The following is a 12567-nucleotide window of genomic DNA, read 5'->3' as shown; positions in this document are numbered from 1 at the left end:
CATGACCGACGAACGACGTATCCCGCCGAGCTTCACCCCCGCCGGGGGACGCAGCTCGCGACCGGCGTCGACCAACGACGCGATCTCGGTCGGCGGTTCCGAGCGACCGTCCCGCCCCACCGGGCGGGTCGGTCGGCGCGACGACGCCGTCCCGATGGAGCCCCGGGAACCCCGCGTCCGCCGCCAGTCGTCGCGCGAGATCCCCGTGGCGCCCGACCGACGCTCCGCCACGCCGGACCGCGCACCGCGCTCCTACCCTCCGGGCGGCGGCCGCACGGCGCGACCGGCGTCCCACGCGCCGGCCGCGCGCTCGAGCCAGCCCTCCGCGGCACGCGCGGGCGCCGCCCCGCAGCGCCGCACGCCGCCGCCCGCCGGCCCGCCCGCCGGGCCGCGCACGGGTTCCGGCGACGACGGCTTCCGCGTGCGCAAGGGGCGCGTCGCGATCCTCGTCCTGGCCGGGGTGCTCGTGCTGCTCCTGGCCTGGCCGGTCGGCCTGCTCGTGTGGGCCAACGGCAAGATCCAGCACACCGAGGCGCTCTCCGACGCGTCCGGGACCCCGGGGACCACGTATCTGCTCGCCGGGTCCGACGCCCGCGGGTCCGGGGGCGTCGACGACGGGACGTCCGGCGCCCGCACCGACACGATCATGGTGCTGCACTCCCCCCGCAGCGGGCCCGCCTCCCTCATCTCGATCCCCCGGGACACCTACGCGGAGATCCCGGGCGAGGGCGCCAACAAGATCAACGCCGCCTACGCGTGGGGCGGCCCGCCGCTGCTGGTGGAGACGGTCGAGGGCCTGACCGGCCTCACCGTCGACCACTACGCCGAGGTCGGGTTCGGCAGCCTCGAGGAGATCGTCGACGCCGTCGGCGGCGTCGAGCTGTGCTACGACGAGACCGTCAAGGACAAGCGCAGCGAGCTCGACTGGGAGGCCGGCTGCCACGTGGCCGACGGCGCCACCGCGCTGGCGTTCTCCCGGATGCGCTACTCGGACCCGAAGGGCGACATCGGCCGGGCCGAACGGCAGCGCCAGGTCATCGGTGCCGTCGCCGACACCGCCGTCCAGCCCGGCGTGCTGCTCAACCCGCTCGACCAGGTCCAGCTCGTCGACGCGGGCACCGGCGCGCTGGTCGTCGACGAGGACACGGGGATCGTGGACCTCGGGCGGCTGGCCCTGGCCTTCCGGGCGGCGACGGGACCGGAGGGCGTCACCGGCACCCCGCCGATCGAGAGCCCGAACTACCAGCCCGGAGGCGTCGGCTCCACCGTGCTGCTGTCCGACGACGCCGACCAGTTCTGGCTCGACGTCCGCGACGGCGACCTCGAGCCGGGCAGCACGGTCGGCGGGCTCTAGCCGCGGGCGGCCCGCAGCCGGTCGCCCTTGGCCCGCGCCGCCTCGCGCAGCTCGTCCTGGAAGGCCACCATCCGCTGCCGCAGGGCCAACGACTCCGCGTCGGTCCCGGCCCCGAGGATCTGCGCGGCGAGCAGACCCGCGTTGCGGGCGCCGCCGATCGAGACCGTGGCCACCGGCACGCCCGCGGGCATCTGCACGATCGACAGCAGCGAGTCCATGCCGTCGAGGTGCTTGAGCGGCACCGGCACGCCGATGACGGGCAGCGGCGTCACCGCGGCGAGCATGCCCGGCAGGTGGGCCGCACCGCCGGCCCCGGCGACGATCACGCGCAGACCCCGGTCCGCGGCCGTGCGGCCGTAGTCGATCATCTCGGTCGGCATGCGGTGGGCGGAGACGACGTCGACCTCGCAGTCCACGCCGAGCTCGGCCAGGGCGTCGGCGGCTGCCTCCATGACGGGCCAGTCGGAGTCCGACCCCATGACGATGCCGACGGCGGGAGCGGTGCTCATCAGTCCTCCTGCGAGGTCTCGGGTGACTCGCCGCGCAGCAGGGCGGCGGCGGTGGTGGCACGACGGCGGACCTCGGCGAGGTCCTCGCCGCAGACGTTGACGTGGCCCAGCTTGCGGCCCGGGCGGACGCCCTTGCCGTACAGGTTGACGTGGGCGTCGGGGACCCGCTCGCCCACGGCGGGCAGGGCGTCGGTGAGCCGCTCGAGCGAGGATCCCAGCACGTTCGCCATGACGGTCCACCGCGCGACCGGCTCCGTCGACCCCAGGGGCAGGTCCAGGACGGCGCGCAGGTGCTGGGCGAACTGGCTGGTGACGGATCCGTCGATGGTCCAGTGCCCGGAGTTGTGGGGCCGCATCGCCAGCTCGTTGACCAGGACGTGCCGGGCACCGTCCGGCCCGGTCGTCTCGAACATCTCCACCGCGAAGACGCCGGTGACGTCCAGGCCCTCCGCGATCCGCACCGCGACCTCACGGGCCTCCTCGGCCTCCCCGGCCGACAGGTCGGGTGCCGGGGCGATCACCTCGGCGCAGACGCCGTCGCGTTGGATCGACTCCACGACGGGCCAGGTCCGGATCTCGCCCGAGGGGCGCCGGGCGACGAGCACGGCGAGCTCGCGGGTGAAGGGGACCTTGTCCTCGACGAGCAGCTCGGGGCCGCCGTCCAGGTGCGCCGCGATCCAGTCGTCGGCCTCCTCGGCGCCGCGGACCACGCGCACGCCCTTCCCGTCGTAGCCGCCCCGGGCGGTCTTGACCACGGCCTCGCCGTCGGCCGTCCCGGCGAGGAAGCCCGCCAGCGCCTCGCGCGCCGCGGCGGGGTCGCTCGGCAGGGCCGTCCACCGCGGGCAGGGCACGCCGAGCGCAGTGAGCCGACGGCGCATGACGATCTTGTCCTGCGCGTGCACGAGGGCCTCCGGACCCGGCCGCACCGGGGTCCCGTGGTCGATGAGGTCGGCGAGGAGCGCGTTCGGGACGTGCTCGTGCTCGAAGGTCAGCACGTCCGCGGCGGGGCGCCCGTCGGCCGGTGCGATCAGGTCCCGGATCGCCGCGTCGTCGGACGCCGCGCCCACCGGGGCGTCGACGACCACCTGGGCGGCGGAGGTCGAGGGGTCCTCGACGAGCACGCGCAGCCGCACGCCGAGCGCGGCGGCGGCGGGCGCCATCATGCGGGCCAGCTGGCCACCGCCGACGACGGCGACGACCGGGGATGCGGGATGCGGGGTGGCGGCAGTCACGGACGACGAGAATACCGTCCCCGCCCGGGCGATAGGCTGGCGGCCATGTCCCCGTCGGCCCCCGCACCCGCGCCCCCCGGGCCGTCGATCTGGCCGGTCCGGTTCGTGACGCTGATGTGGCGGCGTCGCGTGGAGCTGCTGCGCTTCGGGACCGTGGGCGGCCTGGCGTTCGTGGTCGACCTCGCGCTGTTCAACCTCATGCTGCACGGTCCGGTCGACGTCCTGGCCGACAAGCCCGTCACGGTCCGCGTCATCGCCGCGGCGGTCGCGACCCTGGTGTCGTGGATCGGCAACCGGTACTGGACGTTCGCCGCCCGACGCACCCGGCGCCGGGTCCGCGAGCTGGTCGAGTACGCCGCGGTCAACGTCGGCGGGGTCGCCATCTCGGCCGGCTGCCTGGCCTTCTCGCGCTACGTGCTGGGGCTGGACTCGGCGCTGGCGGACAACGTCGCCGCCAACGGCGTCGGCCTCGTGCTCAGCATGATCTTCCGCTACGTCATGTACCGCACGGTGGTGTTCCGCGGCGAGGGCTGACGTCAGCCCTCCTCGTGGTGCAGCCACCCGCGCCGGCGCCCGCGCGACGAGATCGTCGTGCCCGGTGGCAGGACGACCCGCGGGTCGAGGGTGCGCGGGACGCCCGCGAGGAAGATCCGGAAGACGGGCGGGCGGCGCTGCGCGAGCTCCAGGCGCCCGCCGTCGGCGGCCACGAGGTCGCGCGCCAGCGCGAGGCCGAGACCGGTGCTGCCCCCGGTGGAGGCCCCGCGCTCGAAGATCCGCGGGGCGATCTCGTCGTCGACCCCGGGCCCCTGGTCCGAGACCTCGAGGGCCACGGCGTTCTTCGGTCCGGAGGGCTTGGAACGGATCGTCGTGGTGCCGTCGCCGTACTTCAGGGAGTTCTCCAGCAGGGTGGCGATCACCTGGGCGAGAGCCCCGGGCGTGGCGAGCACGCGGTGGTCCTCGGCGACGTCGATCACCAGCTCACGGCCCGCCCCGGCGAACGTGTCCGCCCACTCCTCGTGCTGCTGGCGCACGACGTCGAGGAGCACGACGGCCTCCGTGGTCCCGCCCTGGGAGCGGCGTGACGTGGCGAGCAGGTCGTCGACGACCGTGACGAGCCGTTCGACCTGTTCGAGCGAGACCCGGGCCTCGTCGACGACCTCCTCGTCACGAGAGGTCAGCATGATCTCCTCCAGCCGCATCGACAGCGCGGTCAGCGGGGTGCGCAGCTGGTGGGAGGCGTCCTGCGTGAACTGCCGCTCGGCCGCCAGGCGCCCGGCCAGCCGGTCCCCGGACCGGGCCAGCTCGGCCGCGACGAGGTCGATCTCCTCGACCCCGGACGGTTCCAGGCTCGGCCGGACCTGGCCGGACCCGAGCTGCTCGGCCGAGGCCGCCAGGTAGACCAGCGGGGCCGACAACCGGTTGGCCTGCCAGACGGCCATCGCCACCCCGGCCGCGATCGCCACCACTCCGGCGACGACGACGAGCGCGACCATCTGGGCGGCCTGGATGTAGGCCCCGCTGGCGGACACCTCGAACGAGACCCAGGCGCGTCCGCTCTCGGTCTGGCGAGCCTTGACGATCACCGGGTCGGAGGCCTCGTCGCCGTAGGTGAGCTGTTCGCCCCCGGGCAGGCTGACGGTCACCCGGGCGGGCAGGTCACCCTCACGCCCCTCGGCAGCACGCTGCAGCTGGTCGTCCGTGGGCCGCTCGTCCCGTTCGACGGCGCGCGAGACGGTCAGCGTGAACGCGTCGACGCGGTCGGAGATCCGCTGCTCGGCACCGGCGACGACGTACCGCGCCCCGAAGATGCCCAGCGGGACACCCAGCAGGAGGACGGCGACGGCGAGCGCCGAGATCGTCGCCTGGAGGACGCGACGACGCACGGCGCCTCAGACCTGCTGACCGAGCTCGAACCGGAACCCCAGCCCCCGGACGGTCGAGATGTACCGCGGCGCGTTGGCGTCGTCGCCGAGCTTGCGCCGCAGCCAGGACACGTGCATGTCGAGGGTCTTGGTCGATCCGACGGGGTCGGACCCCCACACGTCCCGCATGAGCGTGTCCCGCACGACCACGGAGCCGGCGTTGGCCACCAGCACCTTGAGCAGGTCGAACTCCTTGGTGGTCAGGTGCAGCTCCCGGTCGCCCTGGAACGCGCGGTGCGCGGACACGTCGACGCGCACGTCCTGCGCACGCATCTCCTCGTCCTCGGCGGCCTCGCCGTGGGTCCGCCGCAGCAGCGCCCGCACCCGCGCGAGCAGCTCGGCCAGCCGGAACGGCTTGGTCACGTAGTCGTCGGCGCCGGCGTCGAGCCCGACCACGAGGTCGACCTCGTCGGCGCGTGCGGTGAGCACGAGGATCGGCGTCGACAGGCCCCGACCACGGATCTCGCGGGCGACGTCGAGCCCGTCGACGTCCGGCAGGCCGAGGTCGAGGACGACGATGTCCGCGTCTCCGGCGTGGTCGATCGCTCCTTGACCTGTTCCTTGCACGACGACGTCGTAACCCTCACGAGAAAGGGCCCGCGCCAAAGGCTCGGCAATCGCCGGGTCGTCCTCGGCCAGCAGTACGTGGGTCATTCCCTCATGCTAGCGGCATTACCCCTGGGCACGGCACGTCGGACACGACGGTGAGATCACCCGACGTGCGGCATGTCACGAACCGTCACGGATCAGACCCTGGGGGGACGTCCCCGGCCTTCCGTCTGCCTAGGCTAGCGGCCATGGGCTGGTCAGGACGGGTCAACCGGTGGTTCGAGGGGCACCGGTTCGGGGTCGACGCCGTCGGGGCCGGGACGCTCGCCCTGGCGGTGCTGGTCAGCGCCACCGATCTGTCGGGCGCCGGCCGGGGCCCCGCCGTGCTGGCCTGGTCCCTCGCCCTCGTCGTCCCCCTCGCCTGGCGACGTACCCACCCGGTCGCCTCCGTCGTCGCCGTGTACGCCGTGGGCCTCGCCCACCTGCTCTCCGGCCTGCCCCTGCTGCTGCCCGGGGACGTCGCGGTGCTCGCCGCCCTGTGGGCCGTCACCGTCTACGGACCACGCTGGGCCCACGTCACCGCGATCGTCTCCGCCGTCGCGGGATGCTTCCTCCTCGGTCCGGTGCTGGTTCTGCAGGACGCCTGGTTCGGAGGGCTCGCGGACACGCTCGGGATCAGCCTGTTCTGCTCGACCGTCGCGCTGGCCGTGTGGGCGCTGGCCCTGGTGCGCCGCTACCGGCGCGTCACCGTCGAGGCGCTGCGGGACCGCGCCGAGCGGCTCGAGGTCGAGCGCGACCAGCAGGCCCGGATCGCCACCGCCGCGGAGCGTGCGCGCATCGCCCGCGAGATGCACGACATCGTCGCCCACTCGCTCTCGATCGTGGTCGCCCAGGCCGACGGCGGCCGCTACGCGGCCTCGGCCGACCCGCAGGCGGCCGTCCGTGCCCTCGGCGTCGTGTCCGAGACGGGGCGCGCGGCACTGGCCGACATGCGCCGACTGCTCGGCGTCCTGCGCGACGACGACGCGGCGACGTCGCGCGCACCGGTCCCGGCCGGCGCCGGGCGGACGGCCGACGAGTCCCTGCCGGTCGGCCCCGACGGTCCGACCGGGCCGACCGAGGCTTCACCGCCAGCCCCCGCGCCCCTGCGCCCGCAACCGGACGACGCCGAGCTCGACGGGCTCGTGCAGCAGTCACGCGGTGCCGGGATGCGCGTCTCGCTCGTCCGGGTCGGGACCGCACGCCGGCTCCCCCCGGGGGCCGGGCTCACCCTGCACCGCGTGACCCAGGAGGCCTTGAGCAACGTGCGCAAGCACGCCGGTCCGCGACCGCAGGTGACCGTGGTGCTCCGGTGGACCGCCGACGCGGTGACCGTCGACGTGACCGACGACGGGCGAGGTGCCGCCGCGGTGTCGCACGGCCGCCCCGGCTTCGGGCTGCTGGGCATGCGGGAGCGAGCAGCCGTCTTCGGCGGGAACGTCACCGCCGGCCCCCGTCCCGGCGGAGGCTGGCGGGTACGGTTCGTCCTGCCGGTCCCCGCCTCGGCACCCGCCACCACGGGACCGTCCGAGGACATCGAGGAGCCCGTATGACCGCGCCGATCCGGGTCGCGCTCGTCGACGACCAGCAGCTCGTGCGCGCCGGGCTGCGGATGGTCATCGACTCCCAGGAGGATCTGACCGTGGTCGTCGAGGCCTCCGACGGCGCGCAGGCGCTGCGGCTGCTGGCCGACCACCGGGTCGACGTGGTGCTCATGGACGTGCGCATGCCGACCATGGACGGTCTGACGGCCACGGCCCGGCTCACGGCCTCCTCCGACGCGCCGACGGTCGTCGTGCTGACGACCTTCGACCTCGACGAGTACGTCCTCGAGGCGATCCGCGCCGGGGCGTCCGGCTTCCTGCTCAAGGACACCCCGCCGGAGGAGCTGCTCGCCGCGGTCCGGACGGTGCACCACGGCGACGCGGTCATCGCGCCGTCCTCCACCCGCCGCCTGCTGGAGCATCTCGTCACGGCGCTGCCGGCGTCGTCCGCCCCGGCCCAGCACGCGGCGCTGGCCGCGCTGACCGACCGCGAGCGCGAGGTGCTGGTCCTCATGGCGCGCGGGCGGTCCAACACCGAGATAGCGGCCGACCTGTTCGTCGCCGAGACGACCGTGAAGACGCACGTCGGCCGCGTGCTCGCCAAGCTGGGAGCCCGCGACCGGGTCCAGGCCGTGGTGACCGCCTACGAGACCGGGCTCGTCCGGCCCGGGGCCTGAACCGGCCGCCGGGCCCCCGGCGGCTGCCCCTACCCTGGGTGTCGTGTCCCGCGAGTCCTCCCTCGAGCCCAGGTCCTCCGCCATGGAGGACCCGGCGCCCGAGCCGACCGAGGACCGCTGGGAGCGGCGGTTCGCGTGGCCGGTGATCGTCGCGGCGCTGGCCTCCGTCCCGGCCGTCTGGCTGACGCTGCTCTCCGAGCCCTACTCGACGATCGGCACCGTGGGCAGCCTGCTCACCGGCGCCGTGCTGCTGTCGGAGACCGTGGTGCTGTTCGCGGTCTCCGGCGACAAACGGCAGTGGGTGCGGGAGCACCGCTGGCTGGTCGGGGTCACGCTGGCCATCGTCGTCTCCGCCGCGTTGGCGATCGGACCGGCCCAGCTCCTGCGGCTGATCCGTGCCGTCGGCGCGCTCCGGCTGCTGCGGGCCCGGCACATCGTGCGGGCCGGCAAACGCGTGATGGACCACTCCCGGATGGACAAGAGGTGGGAGCGGGCCCTGACCGGGGTGGTCGTGGTCGTCGTGGCGGCCTTCGTGGCCGTGGTGCTCGCCGACCCCACCTCGCAGAGCCGCGTCCTGCTGGAGAGCCTCGTCGGCGGGCCGGTCTACGTCTGGATCGTCCTCACCGCCGGTCTGCTGCTGTCGGCGGCGGTCTTCGTCCTCGTGCGGGCCCGCCTCCGCGACGACGGGTGACGCCCACCAGAATGGGCGGATGACGACCACTCCCCTGACGTCCGCCACCCTCGAGCTGCTCCGCCGTCCGAACCCGGCCGTGATGGCCACGGTGACGCCCTCCGGGGCTCCCGTGTCGGTGGCCACCTGGTACCTCTGGGACGACGAATCCCAGCGCGTCCTGCTCAACCTCGACGCCGGCCGCGCCCGCCTGCGGCACCTCCAGCACGACCCGCGCGTCTCGCTCACCGTGCTGGACACGAACTGGTACCACCACGTGAGCCTGCGCGGCGAGGTCGAGCTCGTCGACGACCCGGACCTGGCCGACATCGACCGCCTCGCCCGCCACTACACCGACAAGCCGTACGTGGTCCGCGACAACCCCCGGGTGAGCGCCTGGATGACCGTGACCTCGTCCCACGTCTGGCCGCCGCGCTGAGCCGACGCTCTCCGGTTCCCCTCCCCGGCGTCCGGGGGAACCCGGAGGTCACCCGGGGTGGACGTCCTCCCTGAGGATGACCTGGACGCCCGTCGGGACCAGCCTGCAGACCGACGACGGCGCGTCCGGCGCTCCGTAGCGTCGGTGCCGTCATCGCGCTCCCCGACGGGAGCCGCCAGCACCAGACATGCGGAGAGCATCCCGTGGACACCACCGTGTACGTCCCGATCGACGACGGCGCCCGTCAGGCCGCGGACCCCACCGACCACGTCCCGGCCGTGCGGGCCCGGGCCCTGACCAAGACCTACGGCACCGGCCAGGCGCAGGTCCGCGCCCTGGACGGTGTGGACGTGGACTTCGCGGCCGGCCGGTTCACCGCGATCATGGGCCCGTCGGGCTCGGGCAAGTCCACGCTCATGCACCTGCTGGCCGGCCTCGACAGCGCCACGAGCGGCCAGGCGTTCCTCGGGACGACGGACGTGACCGCCCTGGCAGACAAGGCCCTGACGAGGCTGCGACGGGACCGCGTCGGGTTTGTCTTCCAGCAGTTCAACCTGCTGCCGATGTTCACCGCCGAGCAGAACATCACCCTCCCGGTCGAGCTCGCCGGCGGCACCGTCGACCGCGCCTGGTTCGACACGCTGGTGACCACGCTCGGGCTGTCCGAGCGGCTCACCCACCGCCCGAGCGAGCTCTCCGGAGGCCAGCAGCAGCGCGTCGCCATCGCCCGGGCGCTCATCGCCCAGCCGGAGGTCGTGTTCGCCGACGAGCCCACCGGCAACCTGGACTCCCGCAGCGGCGTGGAGGTCCTGAGCTTCCTGCGCCGCAGCGTCCGCGAGCTGGGCCGCACGATCATCATGGTCACCCACGACCCGACGGCCGCGGCGTACGCGGACAGGGTGGTCCTCATCGCCGACGGCCGGATCGCCGGGGAGATCTCCGACCCCACGCCGGAGGCCGTGCTGGCCGGGTTGGACGCGTTGCGCTCCCTCGAGACCCCCGTGTCCGACGACGTCACGCCGGCAGGTGCCTGATGCTGCGGATCACCCTGGCCCAGATGCGCCGCAGCGCCGGCCGGCTCGCCGCCGCGGGCGTCGCGATCGTCATCGGGACGGCCTTCGTCGCGGCCACGCTGCTGGCCTCCGGCGTCATCACCCGCATGACGTACGACTCCGTCGCCGCGCAGTACGGCGACGCCGACCTCGTGGTCGGCGCCACGCAGGACGCCCCGCTCGACGTCGACGCGCTGGCCGCGACCGACGGCGTCGCGGCCGTCGCTCCGGTGACGGCCATCTACGCCGAGCTGACCGACGGGGCCCGCTCGGTCTACCAGAGCGTCGTCCCCACGGCGGACGACCGGCTCATGCCCCTCGAGGTGACCGCGGGCGCGATGCCGTCCGCCGCCGGCGAGATCGCGCTGCCGGCCGACGTCGCCGACCGGCTCGGCGTCACGCTCGGGGACACCGTCGACGTCGGGCGCGACGTCGTCGGCGACGACGGCTCGTGGCAACAGGTCACCGAGACGCCGGCCGTCGTCGGGCTGCTGGACGACCCGTTCGGGGCGTACGCGCAGACCGGCGGTGCCGCCGTCGTCGACGCCGCGACCTACACGACGTGGCAGACCGAGGCCCGGGGCGAGCCGGTCGCCGTCACCGAGGCCGCCGTCGTCGTGGCGGACGGCACGGACGTCACCGCGGCGCAGTCCGCGCTCGCCGGGACGGTCGGTGGAGCCACGAGCACGGACAGCGCACCGTGGGTGGTCACCACCGACGAGCGCGCGGCCGAGTCCGCCGCCGAGCTCACCGGCGGTCAGGACCTGATGTTCCTCGTGTTCGTGCTCACCTTCGCCGCGATCGCGCTGGTGGTGGCCGGGCTGGTCATCACCAACACCTTCCAGGTGCTCGTGGCCCAGCGGGCCCGCACGCTGGCGCTGCTGCGCTGCGTCGGGGCGGACAAGGCCCAGGTGGGTCGCAGCGTGCTCACCGAGGCGGCGATCCTCGGCCTGGTCGCCTCGGTGGCCGGCGTGCTGCTCGGCACGGCGCTCGGACAGGCGGCTCTGTGGGTCGCCCACGCCATGGACGTCCCCGTGCCGCTGCCGGGCGCCGTCGCGCTCACCTGGCAGGTCGTCGTGGTCCCGGTACTGGTCGGCACCGTCGTCACGGTCGGCGCCGCTCTGGTCCCCGCCCGGGTGGCGACCCGGGTGGCACCGCTGGCCGCGCTGCGTCCGGCCGACTCCCCCACGACCTCGCGTCGCGCCGGGAAGGTCCGCCTGGTGCTGTCGCTGCTGACCGCGGCGGTCGGCTTCGGGCTGCTCGCGGCGGGCGCCGCGCTGGGCACGGTCTGGCAGGAGCCGACGCTCGGCCTGCTGGCCGGGATCGCCGGCGGTGCGCTGTCGTTCGTCGGGGTGGCCGTCGGGGCCGTCTTCTGGCTGCCGAGGGTCGCCGCGGCGGCGGGACGGCTCGTCGCCGCCTCGGGCCCGACGGCGCGGCTCGCGGCCGCGAACACGCTGCGCAACCCGCGGCGCACGGCGACCACCAGCACCGCGCTGCTCATCGGCGTCACCCTGGTGGCGATGATGACCACCGGGGCCGCGAGCGCCCGGACGTCGCTGACGGCGGCGCTGGACGAGCAGTTCCCGGTGGACGTGATGGTCGCGAGCGCCACCCGGGACGACGACGGTGCGCCGGCGGCATTGTCGGAGGGCCTGCGCGCCGATCTCGCCGCGGTGGACGGGGTGACCGCGGTGGCGGACACCGCGCCCGTCATGCTCGAGCTGCCGCGCCAGGGCGTCACCACCGAATTCACCGCGATCGACGCCGAGACCGCGCCAAGCGTCCTCAACGACCCGGCCACGGTCGACGGCCTGGCCGCGGGCACCGTCCTCCTCGGGTCCGAGCGGGCCGAGGAGTTCGGCGTGACCAGCGGCCCTCTCGACGTCTCGGGCCCGGACGGAGCCCAGACGTTCGCCGTGGTCGTCAACGAGGCGGCGCCGTCCACCAGCTTCATCGCACTGTCCGACCTGACCGGGCTGGACGAGGAGGTCGGGGTGTCGGGGCAGTACCTCGCGCTGGACGACGACGTGGACGCCGCGTCCGCCGTCGGCGCGATCCAGGACGTCGTGGCGGACTCGGGCGAGTCGGCCCAGGTCACCGGCGTCGCGTCCCAGCGCGCCCTGTTCGACCGAGTGATCGACACGATGCTGGGCATCGTCGTCGGACTGCTCGCGGTCGCCGTGGTCATCGCCCTGATCGGGGTGGCGAACACGCTGTCGCTGTCGGTCATCGAACGGCGCCGCGAGTCGGCGACGCTGCGGGCGATCGGGCTGTCGAAGGCCCAGCTGCGCGGCATGCTCGCGATCGAGGGCCTGCTCATCGCGGGTGTCGGCGCGGTGCTCGGCGTCGTGCTGGGCCTGGTGTACGGCTGGGCGGGTGCCGGGGCCGCGCTCGGGATCATGGGTGACGTGACCCTGAGCGTCCCGTGGCTCGAGATCGCCCTGGTGCTGGTCGTCGCGCTCGTGGCCGGCCTGGTCGCCTCGGTGGCGCCCGCCCGCACGGCGCTGAAGGCCTCACCGGTGGAGGCGCTCGCCACGGAGTGACGTCCGCCGGAGCCGCGGTCGTCCACAGGGTGTGGAC

12 protein-coding genes are annotated in these 12567 nt (G+C 74.5%); 8 read left to right on the top strand and 4 right to left on the bottom strand.

Features of this window, described 5'->3' with window-relative positions; translation table 11 throughout:
- Position 1 precedes the first annotated feature (1 nt).
- Positions 2–1354: an LCP family protein gene (locus Q6347_RS14790; protein WP_304607745.1), complete on the top strand. Its 1353-nt coding sequence runs from the start codon at positions 2–4 to the stop codon at positions 1352–1354.
- On the opposite strand, the gene purE is transcribed toward Q6347_RS14790, so the two are convergent.
- Both purE and Q6347_RS14780 read right to left on the bottom strand, forming a co-directional pair.
- Positions 1351–1863, bottom strand: coding sequence for a 5-(carboxyamino)imidazole ribonucleotide mutase (purE, locus tag Q6347_RS14785; protein ID WP_304603294.1), 513 nt, complete (start codon positions 1861–1863; stop codon positions 1351–1353). The two genes, Q6347_RS14790 and purE, sit on opposite strands and share 4 nt — an antisense overlap.
- Positions 1863–3095: a 5-(carboxyamino)imidazole ribonucleotide synthase gene (locus Q6347_RS14780; RefSeq protein WP_304607744.1), complete on the bottom strand. Its 1233-nt coding sequence runs from the start codon at positions 3093–3095 to the stop codon at positions 1863–1865. Before Q6347_RS14780 ends, purE begins: the two co-directional genes overlap by 1 nt.
- A gap of 45 nt (positions 3096–3140) precedes the next feature.
- Here Q6347_RS14780 and Q6347_RS14775 point away from each other — a divergent pair, with 45 nt between their 5' ends.
- Complete coding sequence (locus Q6347_RS14775) at positions 3141–3629, top strand: GtrA family protein (RefSeq protein ID WP_246246680.1); 489 nt, start codon at positions 3141–3143, stop codon at positions 3627–3629.
- A gap of 2 nt (positions 3630–3631) precedes the next feature.
- Here the strand turns inward: Q6347_RS14775 and Q6347_RS14770 are convergent, their stop codons facing one another.
- Positions 3632–4978, bottom strand: coding sequence for an ATP-binding protein (locus Q6347_RS14770; protein ID WP_171247663.1), 1347 nt, complete (start codon positions 4976–4978; stop codon positions 3632–3634).
- A gap of 6 nt (positions 4979–4984) precedes the next feature.
- Complete coding sequence (locus Q6347_RS14765) at positions 4985–5671, bottom strand: response regulator transcription factor (protein WP_171247662.1); 687 nt, start codon at positions 5669–5671, stop codon at positions 4985–4987.
- A 143-nt stretch (positions 5672–5814) separates the two neighbouring features.
- Between Q6347_RS14765 and Q6347_RS14760 the strand changes: the two genes are divergently transcribed.
- The 6 genes from Q6347_RS14760 (at position 5815) to Q6347_RS14735 (ending at position 12530) form a co-directional block, all read left to right on the top strand.
- The gene (locus tag Q6347_RS14760) at positions 5815–7158 is read left to right on the top strand and encodes a sensor histidine kinase (RefSeq protein WP_304607743.1); all 1344 of its coding nucleotides are present in this window, start codon (positions 5815–5817) and stop codon (positions 7156–7158) included.
- Positions 7155–7826 carry a response regulator transcription factor gene (locus Q6347_RS14755; RefSeq protein WP_304607742.1) on the top strand — a complete coding sequence of 224 codons (672 nt, stop codon included), beginning with the start codon at positions 7155–7157 and terminating at the stop codon, positions 7824–7826. Before Q6347_RS14760 ends, Q6347_RS14755 begins: the two co-directional genes overlap by 4 nt.
- Positions 7827–7869: 43 nt before the next feature.
- The gene (locus Q6347_RS14750; RefSeq protein WP_304607741.1) at positions 7870–8517 is read left to right on the top strand and encodes a hypothetical protein; all 648 of its coding nucleotides are present in this window, start codon (positions 7870–7872) and stop codon (positions 8515–8517) included.
- 19 nt (positions 8518–8536) lie between these two features.
- On the top strand, positions 8537–8935 hold the full coding sequence (locus Q6347_RS14745; RefSeq protein WP_304603289.1) for a TIGR03618 family F420-dependent PPOX class oxidoreductase: 399 nt from the start codon (positions 8537–8539) through the stop codon (positions 8933–8935).
- Positions 8936–9138: 203 nt separating this feature from the next.
- On the top strand, positions 9139–9969 hold the full coding sequence (locus tag Q6347_RS14740; protein WP_369810865.1) for an ABC transporter ATP-binding protein: 831 nt from the start codon (positions 9139–9141) through the stop codon (positions 9967–9969).
- Positions 9969–12530 (top strand): ABC transporter permease, encoded by a 2562-nt coding sequence (locus Q6347_RS14735; protein WP_304607740.1) that lies wholly within the window; start codon positions 9969–9971, stop codon positions 12528–12530. Before Q6347_RS14740 ends, Q6347_RS14735 begins: the two co-directional genes overlap by 1 nt.
- Positions 12531–12567: the final 37 nt, after the last annotated feature.

Source organism: Isoptericola sp. b408, from assembly GCF_030588085.1.
Lineage (GTDB): Bacteria > Actinomycetota > Actinomycetes > Actinomycetales > Cellulomonadaceae > Isoptericola > Isoptericola sediminis.
Note: the sequence above shows the minus strand (reverse complement) of the source record. Positions and strands in the feature narration are given on the sequence as shown.

Excerpts from the sequence above, each read along its gene's own strand:
- Q6347_RS14760 (WP_304607743.1), top strand. The coding sequence starts at position 5,815 with ATGGGCTGGTCAGGACGGGTCAACCGGTGGTTCGAGGGGCACCGGTTC.
- Q6347_RS14755 (WP_304607742.1), top strand. The coding sequence starts at position 7,155 with ATGACCGCGCCGATCCGGGTCGCGCTCGTCGACGACCAGCAGCTCGTG.
- Q6347_RS14775 (WP_246246680.1), top strand. The coding sequence starts at position 3,141 with ATGTCCCCGTCGGCCCCCGCACCCGCGCCCCCCGGGCCGTCGATCTGG.
- purE (WP_304603294.1), bottom strand. The coding sequence starts at position 1,863 with ATGAGCACCGCTCCCGCCGTCGGCATCGTCATGGGGTCGGACTCCGAC.
- Q6347_RS14745 (WP_304603289.1), top strand. The coding sequence starts at position 8,537 with ATGACGACCACTCCCCTGACGTCCGCCACCCTCGAGCTGCTCCGCCGT.
- Q6347_RS14765 (WP_171247662.1), bottom strand. The coding sequence starts at position 5,671 with ATGACCCACGTACTGCTGGCCGAGGACGACCCGGCGATTGCCGAGCCT.
- Q6347_RS14735 (WP_304607740.1), top strand. The coding sequence starts at position 9,969 with ATGCTGCGGATCACCCTGGCCCAGATGCGCCGCAGCGCCGGCCGGCTC.
- Q6347_RS14790 (WP_304607745.1), top strand. The coding sequence starts at position 2 with ATGACCGACGAACGACGTATCCCGCCGAGCTTCACCCCCGCCGGGGGA.